Below are 17,929 nucleotides of genomic sequence, written 5' to 3'. Positions count from 1 at the left end.
CGGTTGCATCCCGACTCGCCGGACGCAACGTCCCACAGCCCTGCCCGCGCGCACCTGCGGCCTCACGGATCTCCGGGGCGCTGCGTGGTGGGCGAACGGTTCCAATCGGGGGTCGGCGCGTGCTGCATCCAACGCACGAAGAAATCCAACAAGCGACGCTCGCCATATGCGCCACCGGCGCCGTGGTCGCCACCGGGCACCAGCAACAAATCGAACTCCTTGCCGGCCTTGATCAGCCGATCGACCACCTGGAAGGTACTGGCCGGATCGACGTTCTGGTCCATGTCGCCGGTCACCAGCAGCAGATGTCCCTGCAAACGCCAAGCGTTGTCGACATTGGACGAGGCCGCGTACCACGGCCCGATCGGCCAGCCCATCCACTGCTCGTTCCACCAGATCTTGTCCATGCGATTGTCGTGGCTGCCGGAATTGGCCACGCCAACGCGGTAGAACTCGGGATGGAACAGCAGGGCGCCCAGCGCATTCTGACCGCCGGCGGAGGTACCGAACACGCCGATGCCGCCCTCGATCGCATACCAGGGATAACGGGCCGCAGCGGCCTGGTGCCACAGAATGCGATCGGGAAAACCGCCATCCTTGAGGTTGTGCCAGGCTACGTCGTGGAAGGCGCGCGACCGGTTGTTGGTGCCCATGCCGTCGATCTGCGCGACCGCAAATCCCAGCGCGGTCAGCGCTGGGACCCACGTGGTGAACGTCTTCGGCACGAACGAGCCCTGCGGCCCGGCATAAATGTCCTCCACCACCGGATACTTGTGCGCCAGATCCAGTGTTTGCGGACGGTGAATCACGCCCCATATCTCGGTGTGGCCGTCGCGCCCGGGCGCATGGAACGGCAACGGCGGCTGCCAGCCGGCGGCGAGCAGGCGGGAAATATCGGCATGCGCGATGGTGCGCACCACCGTGCCGTCCTCGCCACGACGCAATACCAGCACCGGCGCCTGATCCAAACGCGAATACAGGTCCAGCAACCAGTGTCCGTCCGGCGATGGGAACACCTGGTGGTCGGACGCCTCCGGGGTCAACGCCACCGGCTCGCCGCCGTCCAGGCCGATGCGATAGGCATGGCGGTAGTACGGATCCTCGCCAGGGTTCATCCCCGAAGCGGTGAACCAGACCTGGCGCGTCGTCTGATCGACGCGATCGACCTTGCGCACCACCCACGGCCCGCGCGTGACTTGCCGCACGACGCGCCCGCTCTTGCCGTCGTACAGGTACAGGTGTTCCCAGCCATCGCGCTCGGAGGCCCACAGGAGTTGCTTGCCGTCGTCCAGATCCTGGCGGAAGTGCTTGCCGCCGTTGATGTGGTCGCCACTGAGGTCGGAATATTCGATGAAGGTGGGCGAGGTTTCCTCGATCAAGGTGCGCGTGTGGCCGCTGTGGCCATCGGCTTCGATCACTCGATACAGCTGGTGGCCGCGCTGGTTGTACTCGAAGGTGAAGCTGCGGCCATCGTCGCGCCAGCGTGGCGGGCTGAGCTCGAACGGATTGGGAAACAGGGCATTGTCGATCTGGATCGCACGCCGGGAGGCGACCTCGAACAACACCGGACGGATGACAGCCAGTGGATCGCCGGGCTTGGCATAGACTTGTTGATGCAACTTCGGTTGCAACTGATCGGCTGGCGCCGATTCGATGTAATACACCACGTGCGGCGGCGCGGGCGTGACCCGCCAAGCGACCAGCCGGCTGGAATCCGGTGACCAGGCAATGCTGTCGGCGGCGTAGTAGTCGTCCTTGCCGCCATCGCGGCTGAGCTGAACCTTGCCGCTGCCATCGGCGCGCTCCACCACCAGATTACCCTGCTCCACCCACGCACGCTGGCGGCCATCCGGAGACAATTGCGCATGTTCCGGGCCTTCCTGGCGTAGCGGGTTCAAATCGTAGGAATCCTCCGCCTCCGCAGCACTGTCGCGCTGCCGTTCGCAGCGATACGCGTGCAGATCGCAACGCCAGTGTGTCGCGGTACCGCGCGCAAAAGACAGCATGCCATCGGCGCGCATGCTCACCTGACGCAATTCCAGATCGTCGGCGGCAACCGTGCCGTCCCCGCCGTGCGTCAGCGCGTCGGCCAGCCGCTGCGGATCGAACAGGGGATGCTGCTCGCCGCTACGCACATCCACCAGCAGATAGTCCTGCCGTGGCGCCTTGCCCGCGCGCATCCGGCCAATGCGGTAGAGAAAGTGTTCGCCATCGACCCAGACGGGATTGGACGGTTGCTGATCCACCAGCGCGGCATAGCGTGCGCGCAAGGACTGCGCGTTCCGGTAATCGGCCTCGCTGGGAGCGCTGGCCGCCAACGCCCACAAGGGGATTGCCGTCAGCAACAGCATCAGGCAGCCGCGCACTCCCATGGCGACCGCCTGCGGCGACCTCCATGCCTGCTGCAACCATCGTGCGGCAGCCGCCGTCTTCATGGACTCACGTTTTGATTTCATGGCATGTCTACTCTCGTATCACAAGATGCGTCCGCGTGCGGCGGCGCACGCGGCGGTAAAATCTGCGCTCGCGGTGCGAGCATTTCCCACTCCTGCACCGCCACCGCGGCATATGTGCGGCCATCGCCTGAGGCATCGAACACCGCGCGCACGCAGCGCGTGCGCACCGGTGCGAAGGCGACCTGCTGGAATCGTCCCGGCGCGGATCGGTATTGGCTGGCTCCCGGCACCGGCAACCAGCGCCCCTGCGTGCGGTATTCCAGGTGCCAGGCGCGTGGCGGCGCCACACCGATGGCGGCGCCGGCGAGCTGGTCGGCGAAGAACACGATGCGACTGCCGTTCAAGGTCACCGGTACGTCCCAGCTGTACTGGATCCATTGCTGCGGCGGATTGTGCGAGGTCCAGCTCCCCCACATCTGCGGCGGCAACGGATGCGCCTTCACCACGCCATCGTTGAGCGCGGCGATCCAGTACTGCACCGGAATGGCGGGGCCATTGGACGCGGTGGCGATGGCCGCTGCGGCGAGGTTGCGCGACGGCGACGGCGTTGGCCTGGGCGGGCGCGTGGGCACCACCTTGCGCATGCGCGCCGGCGTGACGCTGTCGTCCCACTGCAATGCATCGATGGCGACGCTACGGCGAAAATGACCACCGCCCTTGGCATCGGCGGTGTGATAGACGAGGTACCACTGGCCCTTGAACTGGACGATGCCGGGGTGCGAGGTGGTCGAGGACACCGGATCCAGCACCACGCCGCGATACGTCCACGGCCCCAGCGGCGATGGCGCGGTGCCGTAGGCGATGCAAGCGTGATACAGCGTCGGCGTACACGCCGAGCCGAGGCCGGCGTTGTTGGCGGCGTAGGCCATGTAGTAAGTACCACGACGCTTGAACAACCATGGCGCCTCGAAATATCCATCCAAGGTGTTCACCGCGACCACCGGCCCCTTCGGCGTGACCATGTCGCGTTCCAGTTCGATGCCGAACAATTTCCCGAAGGTGCCCCAATACACATAGACGCGACCATCGTCGTCGACCAACACGGTCGGGTCGATGTTCTGAATCGTGTTGCGCACCGGCAGCGACTGCGACAGGATCGGCCCTTGCGGATGCGCATCGCGCCACGGCCCCAGCGGACTGTCGGCCACCGCCACGCCGATCGCGAACGGATCGGCATTGCGCGAGTGCGCTTCTTGCACCGGGGCATACAGGTAGTAACGTCGATCCGTGCCCTGCACGATCTGCGCCGCATAGGCGTGCCCCGGCGCCGCCCAGGCGAACACCTGCTCCGGGCGCAGCAAGGCCGGATAATGGGTCCAGCGACCACGGCCGACGTCGTCGGTGACCAGCAGTTGCCAACGCGGGATGACGAAGTCGTTGACATCCGGTGGCGCTTCGTCGCGACCGGCGATGATGTACAGCTTGCCGTCGGCCACCAGCGGCGCCGGGTCGGCAGAGTAATCGCGGCCATCGGCCAGGATCGGATTGCCGAGCGCCTGCACCTGACGCGAACGTAGCGCCACTGGCGACGCTGGCACGGCGCCAGTCGTCGCGCAGCATGCCGCCAGCAGCAACAGCGCCCGCGCGCACTGCCCGCTCATGGCGCCAACGCCGGGTCGATCAGCAATTGCACACGGACCGGCATGCCACCGCGACCGTCGCGGCCTTGTACCTGTCCCTCGACGCTCACGCTGCCCGGCATGGCATCGACCGTCGGCGCCAACGGCGACCAGCGCACCGGCACGCGCTCGCGCGAGCCGTCGTTGTACTGCACGCCGACGAAGGCCGGCAGCACCGGCGTTTGCCCGACACGCACATGCAACGGCGGCGGCGCCTGCACCGTGTTGATCTGGCCCGGCGGATTCGCGCGCACCCAGAGGCTGGCGCTCACCGGCACGGCGCCATCGGCCAGGCCCTGCACTTGGACACGGCCCTCGGCGGCCAACGCGGCCGGATCGAGCGGCGACCAGCGCACCCCCAACCAGGCCCAGCTGCCATCGGCGAAATAGCCGGCGATCCGTTCCGGCAATGCCGGCAGTTGCCCCGGCGCCACGCGCACATCCACCGCCTCGGTGCCCACCGCGCGCTCGGCAAACACTTGCCATTCGTCGATGCCAACCGCCGCATGTCCTTCGCCCTGCACAGCCGTCTGCAGGATCACGCGCAGCGCGGTGGTGGTCACCGGCGCGAATGCGACCCGACTCGCTGCGCCGCCACCTAGCACCGGATAGCCACCGCGCACGACCACATCGCGCCACTGCGTGCCATCGCGATACTGCAACGTCCAGCCGCGCGGCAAATCCACACCGCCGTGCGGCTGATCGTCCCAAAAATACAGCGCCGTCGCATTCAAGCGTTGCGGCTGCGGCCATTGGTATTGCACCCACACCGACGCCGGCTGCGCGCGCCCCCAACTGCCCCAGCGCCGATCCGCCGCCGGCACCTGCTCCGACGCCGGCCTCCACCCATCGTTGAGCGCCTGCAGACGGTGATGGGCCGCAGTGAACTGCGCGCTGGGTTCGGCCTCGCTCTGCACTTGCAATGCCTGCTCGGCGGGCAATGCTGGAGCGATCACCTCGACATCCGCATGCCCCTGCAATGCACCGTCGTCGGTCTGCAAGCGCAGCGTGTAAGCACCGGGCACAGTGAAGCGCACTGTACTGCTGGCGTCCTGCGCTTGCGCGAAGATCGCCGCGCCGCCAGGCGGCGTGCGCAGTACCCGCCACTGCAACGCCAGCGTACCGTTCGGTCGCGCGTCGTCGCCAACCCGGCCGGTCAGACGCACGGCACCGTCGGCCGCAACAGCATCCTCCTGCCAGGCATCGACTTGCGGCGCCTGGTTGGCGCTCGCCACAGGCGCCGCGATGCCCGTGGCGTAGGCCTGGATCTCTTTGATGCCAGTGCGCTGCGGGCCAGCGTGGGTCACCTGCACACGCCAGCGCTGCGCGCGCAAGGGCGGGAAACGGATGCGGTTGCGATTGCCCTGTGCGATCGGCCTGTCGCGCACCTGGCCCGGCACGGTCTTCCAGACGCCGTCGTCGAAGTACTGCAACACGTACAACCACGGCGGCGCGTAGCCGGCGCGCGTGCCCGAGGGGGTACCGTGTTGCTCGCCGGGCGGCGATGAACTGCGATAGAAATACACACGCACGTCATCCAGCGTCTGCGGTTGGCCTAGATCCAAGGCGATCCAGTCGCTGTGCGTCGCCGATCCGACGGTGCCCCAGAATGGTTCGTTGGCGGTGCTGCCATCCACCGCCGCCGTGGCCGGGAAGCCCTCGGCGGCGAAGCTGGCGCTGACCGCCGCGCCTTGCGCCAGGTTGCGTGCAGTGGCCGGTAGGCCGATGTCCACACCGGCGTCCGCCAGGACCGCGCCAATCCGCGCCCCTGCGGGGAAACGCACCTGCTGCGGTGTCTGCAACGCCAGCGCGTGCGCGGCCAACACCTGCACCTGCGCGGCGTCGGCGTTGACCGCATCCGGCGCCGCCTGCACGCGACCACTTGCCGGATCGTAGAGCACGTGCGCCAGGCGATCGACGGTGAAGGCGAGCTTGCCATCCAGATACAGCGAATACCCCTTGGGCGCAGCGCCCGCGTAATGACGGCCATCGCGGTCCCAGACAATGCTCAAATCGCGATTGCGATAACGCAGGCGATCGGCGGCGAAGTGATCCCAGCCGATGTCGATGGGATACAGCTCGATCATGGCGTCGCTGCGCGGACGCAGGCCCATCGCGTCCTCGATCACGGTGAAGTTGGTGGCGCCGAGTTGGGTATGGTGGATCCACGAACGGTAGCCGATCCGGCCACCATCAGCGGCACTGCCCTCGGCCCAGAACTCGTTCTGATCGGGATAACGATTATCGCCATCCACATAATGCGCCCAGGCATTCCAGTACAGCAGCTTGCGATAACTGCCAGCGTCCAGATAGGGGCTGGGATAATCGCGCAGCACGCTGCCGAGCAAGCGAAAGGCGACGGTGGCATTGATCACCGAGAAGTTATTGCTACCGCCACCGCCACGCGCGCGCAGGTCGGCCTGGTTGGCGGTGTAGAACGGGAACAGCGGAAACTGCCGGGCGTCGGCGAACAGGCGCAACGCGCGCACGTACTTGGCGGCGTCATCCGGGTCACCGCGCTTGGGCATCAAACCGACACTGAAGGGGTAATAGTTATTGGTTTCCTTCCAGTCCACCGGCAAGCGCGCACCCTCGGCCTGACGTTGCTTGAGCAGGTCGCCATGCAGGCCCATGCTGTCGGTGCTGGCGCTGTGGTCCTGCCACAGCACCTGCAGCACGGCACGGCGGATCTTCGCCGCCAGTGCCTGCATCCGCGTTGCGGTGGCGGTGTCGCCGGCGAGTTGCGCCGCCTGCGCGGCCGCCTGCGCGTTGGCGTACACATAGGCGCTCTCGCTGCGGTCCATGCGCGCCTGGCCATGGTGCCTGGCCCAGTCGAAAGAAACCGCATCGGCATCGTTGCCGGTCATCGCCGCCCAGTCGTACTCGATCAACCCGTTGCCGTTGCGATCGTAGGCACGCAGCAACGCGTCCACGTCGGCGCTGGCGTAGCGCGCCAGTTGCGCGGCAATCGCCGGCGGCCCGCCATGCACCTGATAGGCCCGCCATGCCGCGGCGCTGAGATACTGGGCGTAGGAGTTAGACCAGTTTTCCGGCGCACCGGGGTTGTCCACGTACTTGCCGCCACCGGCGGTCTCGCCCGCACCGAGCCAGGAACCGTAGGCAGCCGTCGGATCGCGCAGGTACTTGAGGTCGTCGATGAACATGCCGGTGGTCAGCACGATTGCGTTGTCGTAGCCGAGTACGCCTTCGATCGCCACCGGAAACTGATAGTCGTTGCCGGGCACCGCGGCATCGAGGAAATTGAAACGCAGCAACCACCAGCGATAGAACAGGGTCTTGTCGAGATTGTCCTCGGGCGTGTCCAGATACGGCAGGTTGTCGGCCCACCAGCGGTTATAGGCGACGACGTGCTCGGTGTAGGCCTGCTGCGGCGACTGCGCGGCGATGCGCCGGTACTCCTGTCGCGAAGCCGGCAGTTCGCGTGTAACCAGGCCCAATTGCACCTTCAACGTGGGCGACGACCCGGTCGCCGGGACAACCACGCGCCGCACCAGGCCGCCACTCTCCAGAGCGAAACCGTCCCCGGACAGGCGCGGAAAAACCGTGGTAATCGCGTTGTGGGTGACGAAGGCACCGATCAACTCCGCGCCATCGACGTGCGTGGCCATCGGCGAGATCGCACGCACGCGCAACGTGCGTGCCACGCCATCGGTGCTGGACAAGGTGATCTCGGCCACGGCCACGTTGTGTTCGGTGATGAACTTGACCAGATGCAGGCGCACGCCTGCGCCGGTGTACACGCTGCTGAAATAGCTTGGTGTCTGCCGCCGTTGCGCGCTGTCCTCGGTCAACGCCAGCGGTGCGCCATCGCCGTCCACCTGCAATCGGAACAAGGCGTCGTGGCCGGTCTTGTGCACATAGGCGACATCGCCGACGAAACCCGGCACCTCGGGTCGATGGGTGTACATGTACGCGGCGCGGCCACGCGTGAACAACCAGCGATTGCCGTCCTCATTATTATCACTATCGCTGCCCCCCCCCGCGACCTCGACGCGCGAGCATGCGATCGATCCAGAAATCCTTGCCGGGCGCACTGCCGGCGCCAGCCGCGCGGTCGGCCGCGAAGACCCGAGGCAGATAGCCTGTGCCCGGAGCGAAGGCCACGCCGGTAGCCGGGACGGGCTGCGCATCGCCCTTGAAACGCGGCATGCCGAGCGCGGCGTTGCTGCGATCCAGACCTTCGCCGTCATCGGCCTGCGCCGCGGCGCTGGCCTGCGCGCAGACCACGGCGAGCCCCAGCAGCGCCGCGCCGACCAGCACGCCGGCAGCGTGCTGCCAGCGCCGCAGGAGCGCGTCCCGGCCTTGCCGCTGCCTCAAAACTCGGTCCTGATCCGCGCCCAGAAATAGCGTCCCAACGTGTCGTAAGTGGAGGCATCGGTATTAGCCGCGCTGGAATAGCCGTAATAGCGCGGCGGCGTGCGGTTGCCCAGGTTGTTCACGCCAGCCGACACGGTGCTGTGCAGGCGGTCGAACTTCCGGCTCAGGGTCACGTCGTGATAAGTCACCGTGCCGACGTGAAAGTACACGCAACTGCCATCGGCGGCGGTGTTAATGCAAAGATCTTCATAGGCGCTGCCGACCGTGGTCCGCCCGATCAGCCGCGTGTTCCAACTGGCATGCCACGGTCCGTTGTCCCAGCTCAGATTGAAGTTGGCGCGCCAGCGCGGCGTGTTGCCGTAGATCCAGGTCTCGCCAACGTAGTTGTGGGGATCGCCACTGAAGGTATAACGGGACAGGTAGGTCGCATCGACACCGGCATGGAAGCTGCCCCAGGCCGTATCGCGCAACGCGTACTTGATGCCGACATCGTCGCCACGAATATCGACCTTGCCGCTGTTGATCGTAAACGGCACGGTCACGCTGACCAATTGCCCGGCAGTATCACGCTGGATCAAAGGACAATACGCATTCTGCCCGTCGTAGCAATTCTGCAGCACCTCGCTCACGCTGGTGCCGTTGAGCATGTCCTCGAGCGACACCCGCCAGTTGTCCACATTCAACGACAGACCCTCGGCCCAGCCCGGATCGTAGACCACCCCCACATCGTAGGAGCGCCCTTGCTCGGGCTTGATCGCGAAACCGGCGTTGGCCGACCCCGTGGTGATCACCCTGAACGCGGAGGTGTTGACGAAACTGCCGTTGCGCGGCACGTTGACGCAGGCCGCAGGATTGCCGCCGCCGGTATAGCCATTGCACGGATCGCTATAGTCGCCAGTGTCGTCGATCACCCCACTGAACGGGGAACCGTACAGGTTGCCCAGCGATGGCGCGCGGAACACCTGCGAGCCGGTGGCACGGACCAGCAGATTGTCGAGCGGCCGCCACTCCAGCGCGACCTTGCTGTTGGTAGTGTTGCCCCAATAGTCGTACCTGGAATAGCGCGTGCCCAGGTCGAGGTTCAGCGCCTGTGCACCGGTCACGCCCTTGAGTAGCGGGACAAGCACTTCGGCGTAGGCCTCCTTGATCGTCTCGTCGTGGCCCTGGTTCATGATGCAGCCGTCGTTGTAGTCACATTTGCCATCCGCATCGGCGGCGGCCACCGGGTTGCTCGTTCCCTGTGCGAAGCCATCCTTGCGCAGCGACAGCCCCAACGCGGCCTGCACAGATCCGGCGGGCATCGCGAACAGATCGCCATTGACGCTGGCCTCGGCGAATTTCATCGTGCTCTTGTCCACCAGATCCACCACGCTCTGAGTGGCCTTGATCCCGGCGATGGTGGCCGGGTCATCCGGATTGAACACGTTGATCGGGGTGCAGTCGGCGATCACATTGCCGGGCGTGCCACATTTGATCGTGCCGTCGCTGTCGCGGAACGAAGCACCCACCGCGTTGTCCAGCCGCGAGGTGACCGAGAAGCCATGACGAATCAGGGTGTCCTTGTAGCGGGCAGTCCCCGCCGCCGCATCCCACTGCCAACTGGTGTCGGCGAATTTTCCGCGCAACCCGGCGACGATGTTGGTCTGGTACATCGTCGAAGTGAACACACGGGTATTGGCCTGCACCGAACGCAACAGATAACGGGTCAGTGCGCTGCCGAACGGGTTGTAGTAGTTCTGCGCGGCATTGGGCATTTCCAGGCCATAGGCGCCGAGTTGCGAGGTGGTCTGGCTGCGGGTCCAGAACATGTCCAGGTACCCCTGCACGTCCGCAGTGAAATCGAAACTGGCATGCGCCGACGCGTTGGTGCGCTGCACCGGGGTAATCAGGTACTGCTCGTCATAGATGTTATGCGTATCCAACGTCAGATCGTAGGGATGAAAATCCTGGGTGCCGACCGCACCTGGCGCAAGCGGATGATTCGGAACCAGTACACGACCGTCGTCCAGAAACGCGCGGGTGCCGCCGCTGCGTATTTCCTTCGGCTGGCCGTTGACATACTGCAACGCCGTCCTGGCGTAAGGGCGATCCGCATCGTAGAGGGCGTTCATGGAATTCTGGCTCAGACCGAGAATCAGCCCGCCACGCTCCCAGCTCTTGCCCCACTCCACACCCAACGTACGGCGATTGCCATCGCCATGCGTACTCTGGCCGTAATCCGCAGTGGCGGCAAAGCCATCGTATTTGTCCTTGAGGATGATGTTGATCACCCCGGCGATGGCATCGGAACCATAGACCGAAGAAGCGCCGTCGGTCAGCACTTCGATCCGTTCCACCATCGCCGCCGGAATCGCGTTGACGTCCACACCGGGGGCCGCGGCGACGCTGCTGGCAGGCCCGGCCATGCGGTGACCATTGACCAGAACCAAGGTGCGCTCGGGACCGAGATTGCGCAGCGAAACCAGCGCGCGACCATGGCTGAAACCGGAATTGAGCGCGATGTTGGGCATATTGCCGGCCATCGCCGGCAGTTGCTGCAGTAACTGGCCCAGGGTGTTCTGGCCGCTATCTTCGATCCGCTGGCGGTCGATGGTGATGACCGGGCTGGCGGTCTCGGCATCGATGCGGCGGATATGACTACCGGTTACGCTGACCCGCTCCAATGTGGTCGCCGAGGCGTCCTGGGTCTGGGCCTCCTGTGCCTGCACTGTAGACAACGGGAGCAGCGCCAGCGCTGCGCAGATCGCCGCAGTCAGCGGGGCTTGCCGCTGCGCGTGACGCCATGAACGGGGAAACAGCGGCACCACGCATTCGAGTAGGGACGGCATCGGATTCTCCTTGGCTGCACGCTGTGCGATCGGTGAGGCGATCCCTTCATCGGGCCTGCACCTCATCGCCAGCGCATGTGGGCGAGTACGGATACGAACGTGTCCACGCGTGCAGCGGGAGCCAAAACGCCCCGACACTGCACGCACGACGACGCCCGAGGTTGCGCTGTATCGTGCAGGAATTTCACCCTCAAAATTCACTACACGGACACAATGTGCGCGTATGGCCGATATCTCGTCTTGTCGTATTTATCGGGAAACCGTGCGGAATATCGCACTGCCCGACACCCAGGAGACGCTCCCGAGATTGCAGACGATTCCGCGACTCAAGCGTAGACGGCGGCAATCGTCAGGGTTTCGGCACGGCCAGCCGGCACCTGCACACGCTCGTTGCGTGGACCGGACAGCGGCACGGCCTGCCCATCCAACATCACCTCGCGCAAGCGCGTGCCGGCCGGCACGCGCAGGGTCAACCAGGTGCGCGGCGGACGCGACGGCGGCAAGCGCACACGCCCATCGATGCGTTGCCGTGCCGGATCCGCGCACAAGCTCAACGACACCGTGCCCCAGCGCGTCGGCGCATCGGCGATGGCGATTGTCTGGCCACTGCCCAACCAGTCGCGCGGCAGCGCCCGCGCCAGGAACAGTTCCTCGCCGGCGCTGTCCTCGAACACCAGCATCCAGCGCAGCAACAGCGGGATCGTCAGTTGCGCCGGGATGCAGAACAACGGCATGCCGCCAGTGATGCCGCTGACCTCGCCCGCGGTCCAACTGCCACGGGTATGCACCTGGTAGCGATGCGCGTACAGGAACAGCAGGTATTCCTCGATCCGGTCCAAACGCAGCAACTGCTGCGCGTAGCCGTAGGAGATGAAACCCAGCAGGTCGCGTCCCTCCGGCGTGGGCGCGGCGATGTTGCCGACCACGCCGAGGCTGGTGCCGCCATGGCCACGCACGCAATCGATGACCAGGTGCGCCAGATCGTCGGGCAGCACGTCGGCCTGCAGCAGTTCGGAATAAGCGCGATGCGGCCAGCCCTGCTCGCTGGGATGCTCCTGTTGCAGCGATTGCCGGAAGGTGAGCTTCACTCCCGGCAGCGGGCCGATGTAGGGCGGGCTCAGATCGCGACGGATGTTGTCGCGCACGCTGCGCTCTACCCGCGCAGCAAGCTGCCGCGCCCGCCGCTGCCACTGAGCCGCGCTGGCCGGCGCGCCGACGCCGGCAATCGCACTCCAGACCCCGGCGATGTCCTGCCAGCCGCGCACGGCCAGCGCGCTGTTGGCGTAGTACGGTTTCCACCATAGCTGCGGATCGGGAGACAGACAGGCGTCGGATTCGTTCCAGCCGTGGATCAGCCCATGCCCCGGCGCCGATGCCGGCAGACGCAGGCTGGCATCGTGCAGTTCCACCAGCACCTGCGCGGTGGCGGCGATCTTGTCGCGATGCTTGCGCAGCAGCGCCGCATCGCCGGTATAGCGCAGGTAGCGCGCCAACAACGACAGGGTCAGGCCGAACTGCCCGGTCTCCGCGCCGCGCATATTGACCATGCCGTCGGCCTGCACGAAATCGCTGAAGTAACCGTCCAGCACCGCCGCGGCCTGGGCGAAGCGGCCCCACTCCAGATTGGCGTACAACGAACTGGTGAAGGTGTCCTGGAAACCATCGTACTCGTTGCCATAATAGTCGCGGTCCACCGCGCCATACTTGGGATAGGTGCCGCCCGGACGGACCACCAATTCGCGTGCGAAGGCAAAACGCGCCATATCGCTCCAACTGGAGTCGGGCAATTGCGCCTGCGCCATGTCGGCGAGCAGGCCGTGCCAATAGCCGGCGAAGGCGAGCAGCGCGCGGTAGAAATCCTCGGCGCTGCGCGGGCCGCGTCGCGGTGGGTAATCCGGATAGCTATACCCGTAGACCACCTTGCGGACCTTGCCGTGTTCGATCAGCGCGCTGCGGTGCCAGGTCTGCACCACGAAGCGGTCCGTGGCCAGCACATCGGCAAACAGCAACAGGTCGTAATAGCGGCCCTCGCCCGCCGGCACCACTTTCCGCACGGCTGGCATCCAACCACCGATCAAGCCTTCGCAACGGCGCTGCACCAATGCGTCTTTCCCCAGTTCCGGAAACGCCTGCACCGCCCGGTAACCGCGTGTGCGCCCGTCCGGATACACCGGCATGGTATCGGCGCATTCGCGAGTGCCGACGAAGGTCGTCCACGGCAAGCGCCCGTTGTAGTCCTTCGGGTCCAGTTGCGAGGCTGGCGGCGGCGCCACGTCGCGCACCTCGTGCGGGCGCGGATCGCCATCGCGCAGCAGCCGGTCGGCGAGCAGATCGGCCTCGGCCAGCGCCACCTCGGCCAGCGCCATGCCGAAATACGGCGCTTGCGCGGCGGGATAGACCGGCTCGGTGCGCTTGCCCAGCACCAGTGCGCCGTCCGGGGCAAGCAGGGTCAGATCGCCATCGGGATGACGCAGATCTTCGTAGACCGTCCAGCGCACACCCGCCTCATCGAAGTGACAGTGCACGGTGTGACCGGCCAGCGCGTCGCTGGACAGCGCACGCAACGGCGGCAACGCGGGCGTGGGACGCGCGGCCGGCGTCGCCGTGGCGGTGCCAGCGAGCGCTTGGACGCCGGCCACCGCACCGACCGCCAGTCCCTGACGCAGGAAATCTCTCCGATCCATCGACCATCCTCGGATGTAGGTAATCGTGCATCGTGCGCTGCGCGTGCCGCAGCGTCTTGCGTGCTGTACCGAGGATCGATGCGGAAAACCGCATAGCCGCAGAGGTCACCGCGCTACCGCGACGCGGCACGCGCAGGATGATGCGACAGGACGTCTCAGGCGAGGACGTCGAGCAGATGCCCGAGGCTGTCGTCGGCCGCGCGCAACACCCGGGCATTAGCCTGGAACGCGTTGCGCGCAGACAGCCCGCCGACCATGTCATCGACCATGTCGCTGCCCTGCCCGTCCGCCACCTGCACCTGGCTGACGACACCGCCGCCAGCCGACTCATGATCCACCGGCACCGCGCGTTGGAAACCGTCGGTGGCGAGATTGGCGATGTTGTTGGCGCGCACCTGCAAGCCGGACGCCGCGGCGCGCATGCCCGAGAGCGCGATCGAAGACGACGAGGCGATGGAGGTCATGACATGCCAACCGGCGGAAGGGAGTTTGTAAGCCTATCGGCAGCGGCAACCACAACTTGAGTGCGAACGCGGGATGCGGAAGCGAGCAGGCTGCCATGCACCGTCGCCTTTGCGCGCCCCGCGTCCCGCGCCTCACTTCGGCAGCGGCCGTGTCACCCCAGCATTCCAGCGCGGCGTCGGCTCACCCAGCAGATGCCGCACGAAGAAGTCGTGCTGGAGCCGTTGCACTTAATCAATAGAAGCGATGGAACGGCCGACGGAATATTCGCCGTCCGGCATGTATGGCACGTATGGCACGTCGAAGTCCTTGCCAGCCTTGATCAACACATCCATCCAACTGCGCGGTCGAGGCTTGGTCGACATTGCGACCTGTATGCAGAGGATCGCAATAGATCGCCACCACGCTATGGCTCAACCAAGTGCGACGATTCTGTTTGATCGGTTGAAAGGCCATTCGACAGACGCGCAATCAAGTCACTTGACGCCTACGGAATGAGTTGCTAAAAAACAACATAAGTACTTGAAATATGTAGGAAATATGTCGGTGCTTATAAGGCTTAGCAATGCGTTCAACACATCATCACTATGAGAGAAAAAATGAAAATGTATAAAAAATCAATCGTAGCATGCGCGCTGCTCTCTGTTGCTGGAGCAGGCAATTGCGGAATAAGTGAAAGATCCTGGTTTTTCATGCCGAATGAAACAGTAACTTATGACTTCACCAAAACAAGAGAATATTTTAATATGGGCATAGAGGCAGGATGCGACTCATTTAATCCCACAAAATCTTCATTCATCATCACATATTCAGGTACACCTGAAGCAGAAAAAAGGCTATACGTCGAAACCAACGACAAAAGCAATGTTATACACGACAAAAATCTAAAGACGTTCTACGTGAAAGATGCCACCCAAATTGCAGTGGGATTCCCTTCCGGCGGAACCTACAGCATTACAAATGTAACACCCACAGCTATCAAAGGCACCCAATGTGACGCCGGATATTATTAAAATAAATAATTCAATAATTTTCAAATGATTCAATGTCTCCGCGTGCAGGCGCTTCACGTCTGCACGCACTTGGACGCAAGGCGAGCATCACTGACAATTTCCGCAGGCACGGCCGGCTTATCGCGCAGACCAGCTATCCAGACCATTCCACCGCGGCGTCGGTTCACCCAGCAGATGCCGCACGAAGAAGTCGTACTGGCGCCGCTGCACATAATCGATGGGACCAGTGGAACGGCCGACGGAATGTTCGCCGCCAGGCACGTTGAGCAGGTCGAAGTCCTTGCCGGCCTTGATCAGCGCATCCACCACCTGCGCGGTCGAGGCCGGGTCGACATTGCTGTCCTGCTCGCCAACGATCAGCAATAGATCACCACGTAACTTGGCCGCATTGTCCACGCCGGAGGCGCGCGCGTAGCTGGCGTCCACCGGCCAACCCATCCACTGCTCGTTCCAACTGATCTTGTCCATGCGGTTGTCGTAGCAGCCGGCATAGGCCACGCCCACCTTGTAGAACTCCGGGTGCCGCTCCAGCGCACCAAGCGTGCTCTGCCCGCCAGCCGAGGCCCCGTAGATGCCGACGCGACCGAGATCGTAGGACGGGTCCTGCGCGGCCAGCGCCTTGTGCCAGGCGATGCGGTCGGGGAAACCGGAATCGCCGAGGTTTTTCCAGGCCACATCGTGGAAGGCCTTGGAACGGTTGGCCGTGCCCATGCCGTCGATCATCACCACGATGAAGCCCAGGTCCGCCTGCGCCTGCATGCCGATCTGCTTGTCGCCACCGGAGTGATAGCCGAACGGCCAGAAGGTCTTGGGCACGAAGGAATCGTGCGGACCGGCGTAGATGTTCTCGATCACCGGGTATTTCTTGTGCGGATCGTAATCGCGCGGACGCACCACCATGCCCCAGATATCGGTGCGCCCATCGCGGCCCTTGGCGACGAAGGTCTGCGGCGCGCGCCAGCCAGCGGCCTGCAACTTGCCGATGTCGCCGCGTTCGACCACTTGCAGCAGCGCACCATCGATTGCATGCAGCTCCATCACCGGCGCCATGTCCGGACGCGAATACACGTCCACGTAATGGCGGCCATCCTCGGCGATGGTCACGTCGTGGTCGGCATCGGCGTCGGTCAGGCGCGTCAGCCGGCCGCCGTCGAAGTCCACCGCGAACAACTGCCGGTTGTAGGGATCATTGCCCGCATCCATGCCACTGGCGCTGAACCAGATGCGCCGTTGCGCATCGTCCACCCGCAGCACATCGCGCACGATCCACGCGCCTTGGGTGATCTGGGTCTTGACCTGGCCGGTGACGCCATCGAACAGATACAGATGGCGCCAGCCGTCGCGTTCGGACACCCACAAAATCTCCTTGCCCAGCCCATCCACATCGTGGCGAAAGCTGCGCTCGGCATTGACGAAGGTCTTGGCGTCTTCGCTCACCGCCACATGCGCGCGGCCGCTGGCGGCGTCCACCGCGATCGCGCGCATGTGCTGGAAACCACGCTGCACCTCATCGAAGACGAAGCTGGCACTATCGCCACGCCACTGGATCGGCGACAACTGATAGGGATTGGCGAACAGCGCATTGTCGATGACAGTGCGCCGCGCCGCGCCACCGCTCGCCACCGCGGCGATGTCGAACAACACCGGACGCTCGATGTCCACCGCATCGCCGGGCTTGGGATACAGCTGGGTGCGCACCAGCGGCTGACCGCCGCCCGGTGGTGCCGCCTCCACCCGGGTCACCTGCCGCGCAAAGCCGGGGCGTACCCGGTACAAGGCCAACCGTTGCGAATCCGGCGACCAGGCGATGGTCTCCGGGTCGTAGAAATCGTCGGCACGGCCGTCCTCGGCCAGCCGCCACACCCGTCCATCGGCCCGCGCACGCAGCACCACCGCATTGCCCTGGACGTATGCTTCCCAGCGTCCATCGGGCGAACGCCGCGGGGTATCGTCGGCCGGTCGGGTCAGATCGCGCACCACGCCAAAACCGCGTGGCCGCGGCTGCGGGCCGCGATCGGCACGCGTGCAGACATACGTGGTCACGGTGCAGCGCCACGGCGTCTCGTCGATCTGGAACGCAATCGCCGCCTGCGCATTGTCGCCCTCGGCTACATAGGCGAAACGCTCGAACGGCAGGCGCAGCGTCGGAAACGTGGTTCCCGTCGCAACACCCAGCGCGCGCGCCAACCGCACCTGGTCGAACGCCGGCTGCTTGCGCTGACTGACCACGTCCTCAAGGACGAAGGCGAAGCCACCCGGCACCGTCTTGCGGTAATAGAACGCGCCAGCGTCGCGCCACTGCGCCGGCCAGGTCACGTTCTCGGTCAGGCCGATCCACGCCTCGCGCAAGCCCAGCGAGCGCTGGTAATCGGCCACGCTCGGCGCGGCCTGCACGGCGGCGGCGAAGCACGCGGCGGCGCCTACGATCATTGCAACAACTCTGTTCATGCTTTCCAATCCACAGCGAATTCGCACTTTCTCACAGCAACGGCAGCACCGAGTGTGACGCCATCTGCCGCTGCAGCAATG

7 protein-coding genes and 2 pseudogenes are annotated in these 17,929 nt (G+C 64.9%); 1 reads left to right on the top strand and 8 read right to left on the bottom strand.

Annotation, left to right across the window (positions count from 1 at the left end):
- Positions 1 to 62: 62 nt before the first annotated feature.
- The 7 genes and pseudogenes from XalbCFBP2523_RS01695 to XalbCFBP2523_RS16980 form a co-directional block, all read right to left on the bottom strand.
- The gene (locus XalbCFBP2523_RS01695) at positions 63 to 2,372 is read right to left on the bottom strand and encodes a S9 family peptidase (protein WP_045766747.1); all 2,310 of its coding nucleotides are present in this window, start codon (positions 2,370 to 2,372) and stop codon (positions 63 to 65) included.
- Between the two features lie 80 nt (positions 2,373 to 2,452).
- Positions 2,453 to 4,057, bottom strand: a complete 1,605-nt coding sequence (locus XalbCFBP2523_RS01690; protein ID WP_045765937.1) for a family 43 glycosylhydrolase — start codon at positions 4,055 to 4,057, stop codon at positions 2,453 to 2,455.
- A pseudogene (locus tag XalbCFBP2523_RS01685) lies at positions 4,054 to 8,245 on the bottom strand (Ig-like domain-containing protein). The gene XalbCFBP2523_RS01690 and the pseudogene XalbCFBP2523_RS01685 overlap by 4 nt, the downstream one beginning before the upstream one ends.
- A gap of 164 nt (positions 8,246 to 8,409) precedes the next feature.
- Positions 8,410 to 11,241: a TonB-dependent receptor domain-containing protein gene (locus XalbCFBP2523_RS01680; protein WP_080928119.1), complete on the bottom strand. Its 2,832-nt coding sequence runs from the start codon at positions 11,239 to 11,241 to the stop codon at positions 8,410 to 8,412.
- 326 nt (positions 11,242 to 11,567) lie between these two features.
- Complete coding sequence (locus XalbCFBP2523_RS01675) at positions 11,568 to 13,925, bottom strand: glucosidase family protein (protein ID WP_045765938.1); 2,358 nt, start codon at positions 13,923 to 13,925, stop codon at positions 11,568 to 11,570.
- A 155-nt stretch (positions 13,926 to 14,080) separates the two neighbouring features.
- Entirely contained in the window at positions 14,081 to 14,389 is a 309-nt protein-coding gene (locus tag XalbCFBP2523_RS01670; RefSeq protein WP_012916441.1) for a flagellar basal body protein, read from the bottom strand.
- Between the two features lie 132 nt (positions 14,390 to 14,521).
- A pseudogene (locus tag XalbCFBP2523_RS16980) lies at positions 14,522 to 14,753 on the bottom strand (hypothetical protein); the annotation flags it as partial.
- A 233-nt stretch (positions 14,754 to 14,986) separates the two neighbouring features.
- On the opposite strand from XalbCFBP2523_RS16980, the gene XalbCFBP2523_RS16215 reads away from it, so the two are divergent.
- Complete coding sequence (locus XalbCFBP2523_RS16215; RefSeq protein ID WP_146084017.1) at positions 14,987 to 15,400, top strand: hypothetical protein; 414 nt, start codon at positions 14,987 to 14,989, stop codon at positions 15,398 to 15,400.
- Positions 15,401 to 15,517: 117 nt separating this feature from the next.
- Here the strand turns inward: XalbCFBP2523_RS16215 and XalbCFBP2523_RS01660 are convergent, their stop codons facing one another.
- Positions 15,518 to 17,848, bottom strand: a complete 2,331-nt coding sequence (locus XalbCFBP2523_RS01660) for a S9 family peptidase (RefSeq protein WP_045765939.1) — start codon at positions 17,846 to 17,848, stop codon at positions 15,518 to 15,520.
- Between the last annotated feature and the right edge of the window lie 81 nt (positions 17,849 to 17,929).

It is taken from the genome of Xanthomonas albilineans (genome assembly GCF_002939705.1).
Lineage (GTDB): Bacteria > Pseudomonadota > Gammaproteobacteria > Xanthomonadales > Xanthomonadaceae > Xanthomonas_A > Xanthomonas_A albilineans.
This window is presented reverse-complemented; position numbering and strand designations above follow the sequence as displayed.

Excerpts from the sequence above, each read along its gene's own strand:
- XalbCFBP2523_RS01695 (WP_045766747.1), bottom strand. The coding sequence starts at position 2,372 with ATGGGAGTGCGCGGCTGCCTGATGCTGTTGCTGACGGCAATCCCCTTG.
- XalbCFBP2523_RS01660 (WP_045765939.1), bottom strand. The coding sequence starts at position 17,848 with ATGAACAGAGTTGTTGCAATGATCGTAGGCGCCGCCGCGTGCTTCGCC.
- XalbCFBP2523_RS01670 (WP_012916441.1), bottom strand. The coding sequence starts at position 14,389 with ATGACCTCCATCGCCTCGTCGTCTTCGATCGCGCTCTCGGGCATGCGC.
- XalbCFBP2523_RS01680 (WP_080928119.1), bottom strand. The coding sequence starts at position 11,241 with ATGCCGTCCCTACTCGAATGCGTGGTGCCGCTGTTTCCCCGTTCATGG.
- XalbCFBP2523_RS01675 (WP_045765938.1), bottom strand. The coding sequence starts at position 13,925 with ATGGATCGGAGAGATTTCCTGCGTCAGGGACTGGCGGTCGGTGCGGTG.
- XalbCFBP2523_RS01690 (WP_045765937.1), bottom strand. The coding sequence starts at position 4,057 with ATGAGCGGGCAGTGCGCGCGGGCGCTGTTGCTGCTGGCGGCATGCTGC.
- XalbCFBP2523_RS16215 (WP_146084017.1), top strand. The coding sequence starts at position 14,987 with ATGAAAATGTATAAAAAATCAATCGTAGCATGCGCGCTGCTCTCTGTT.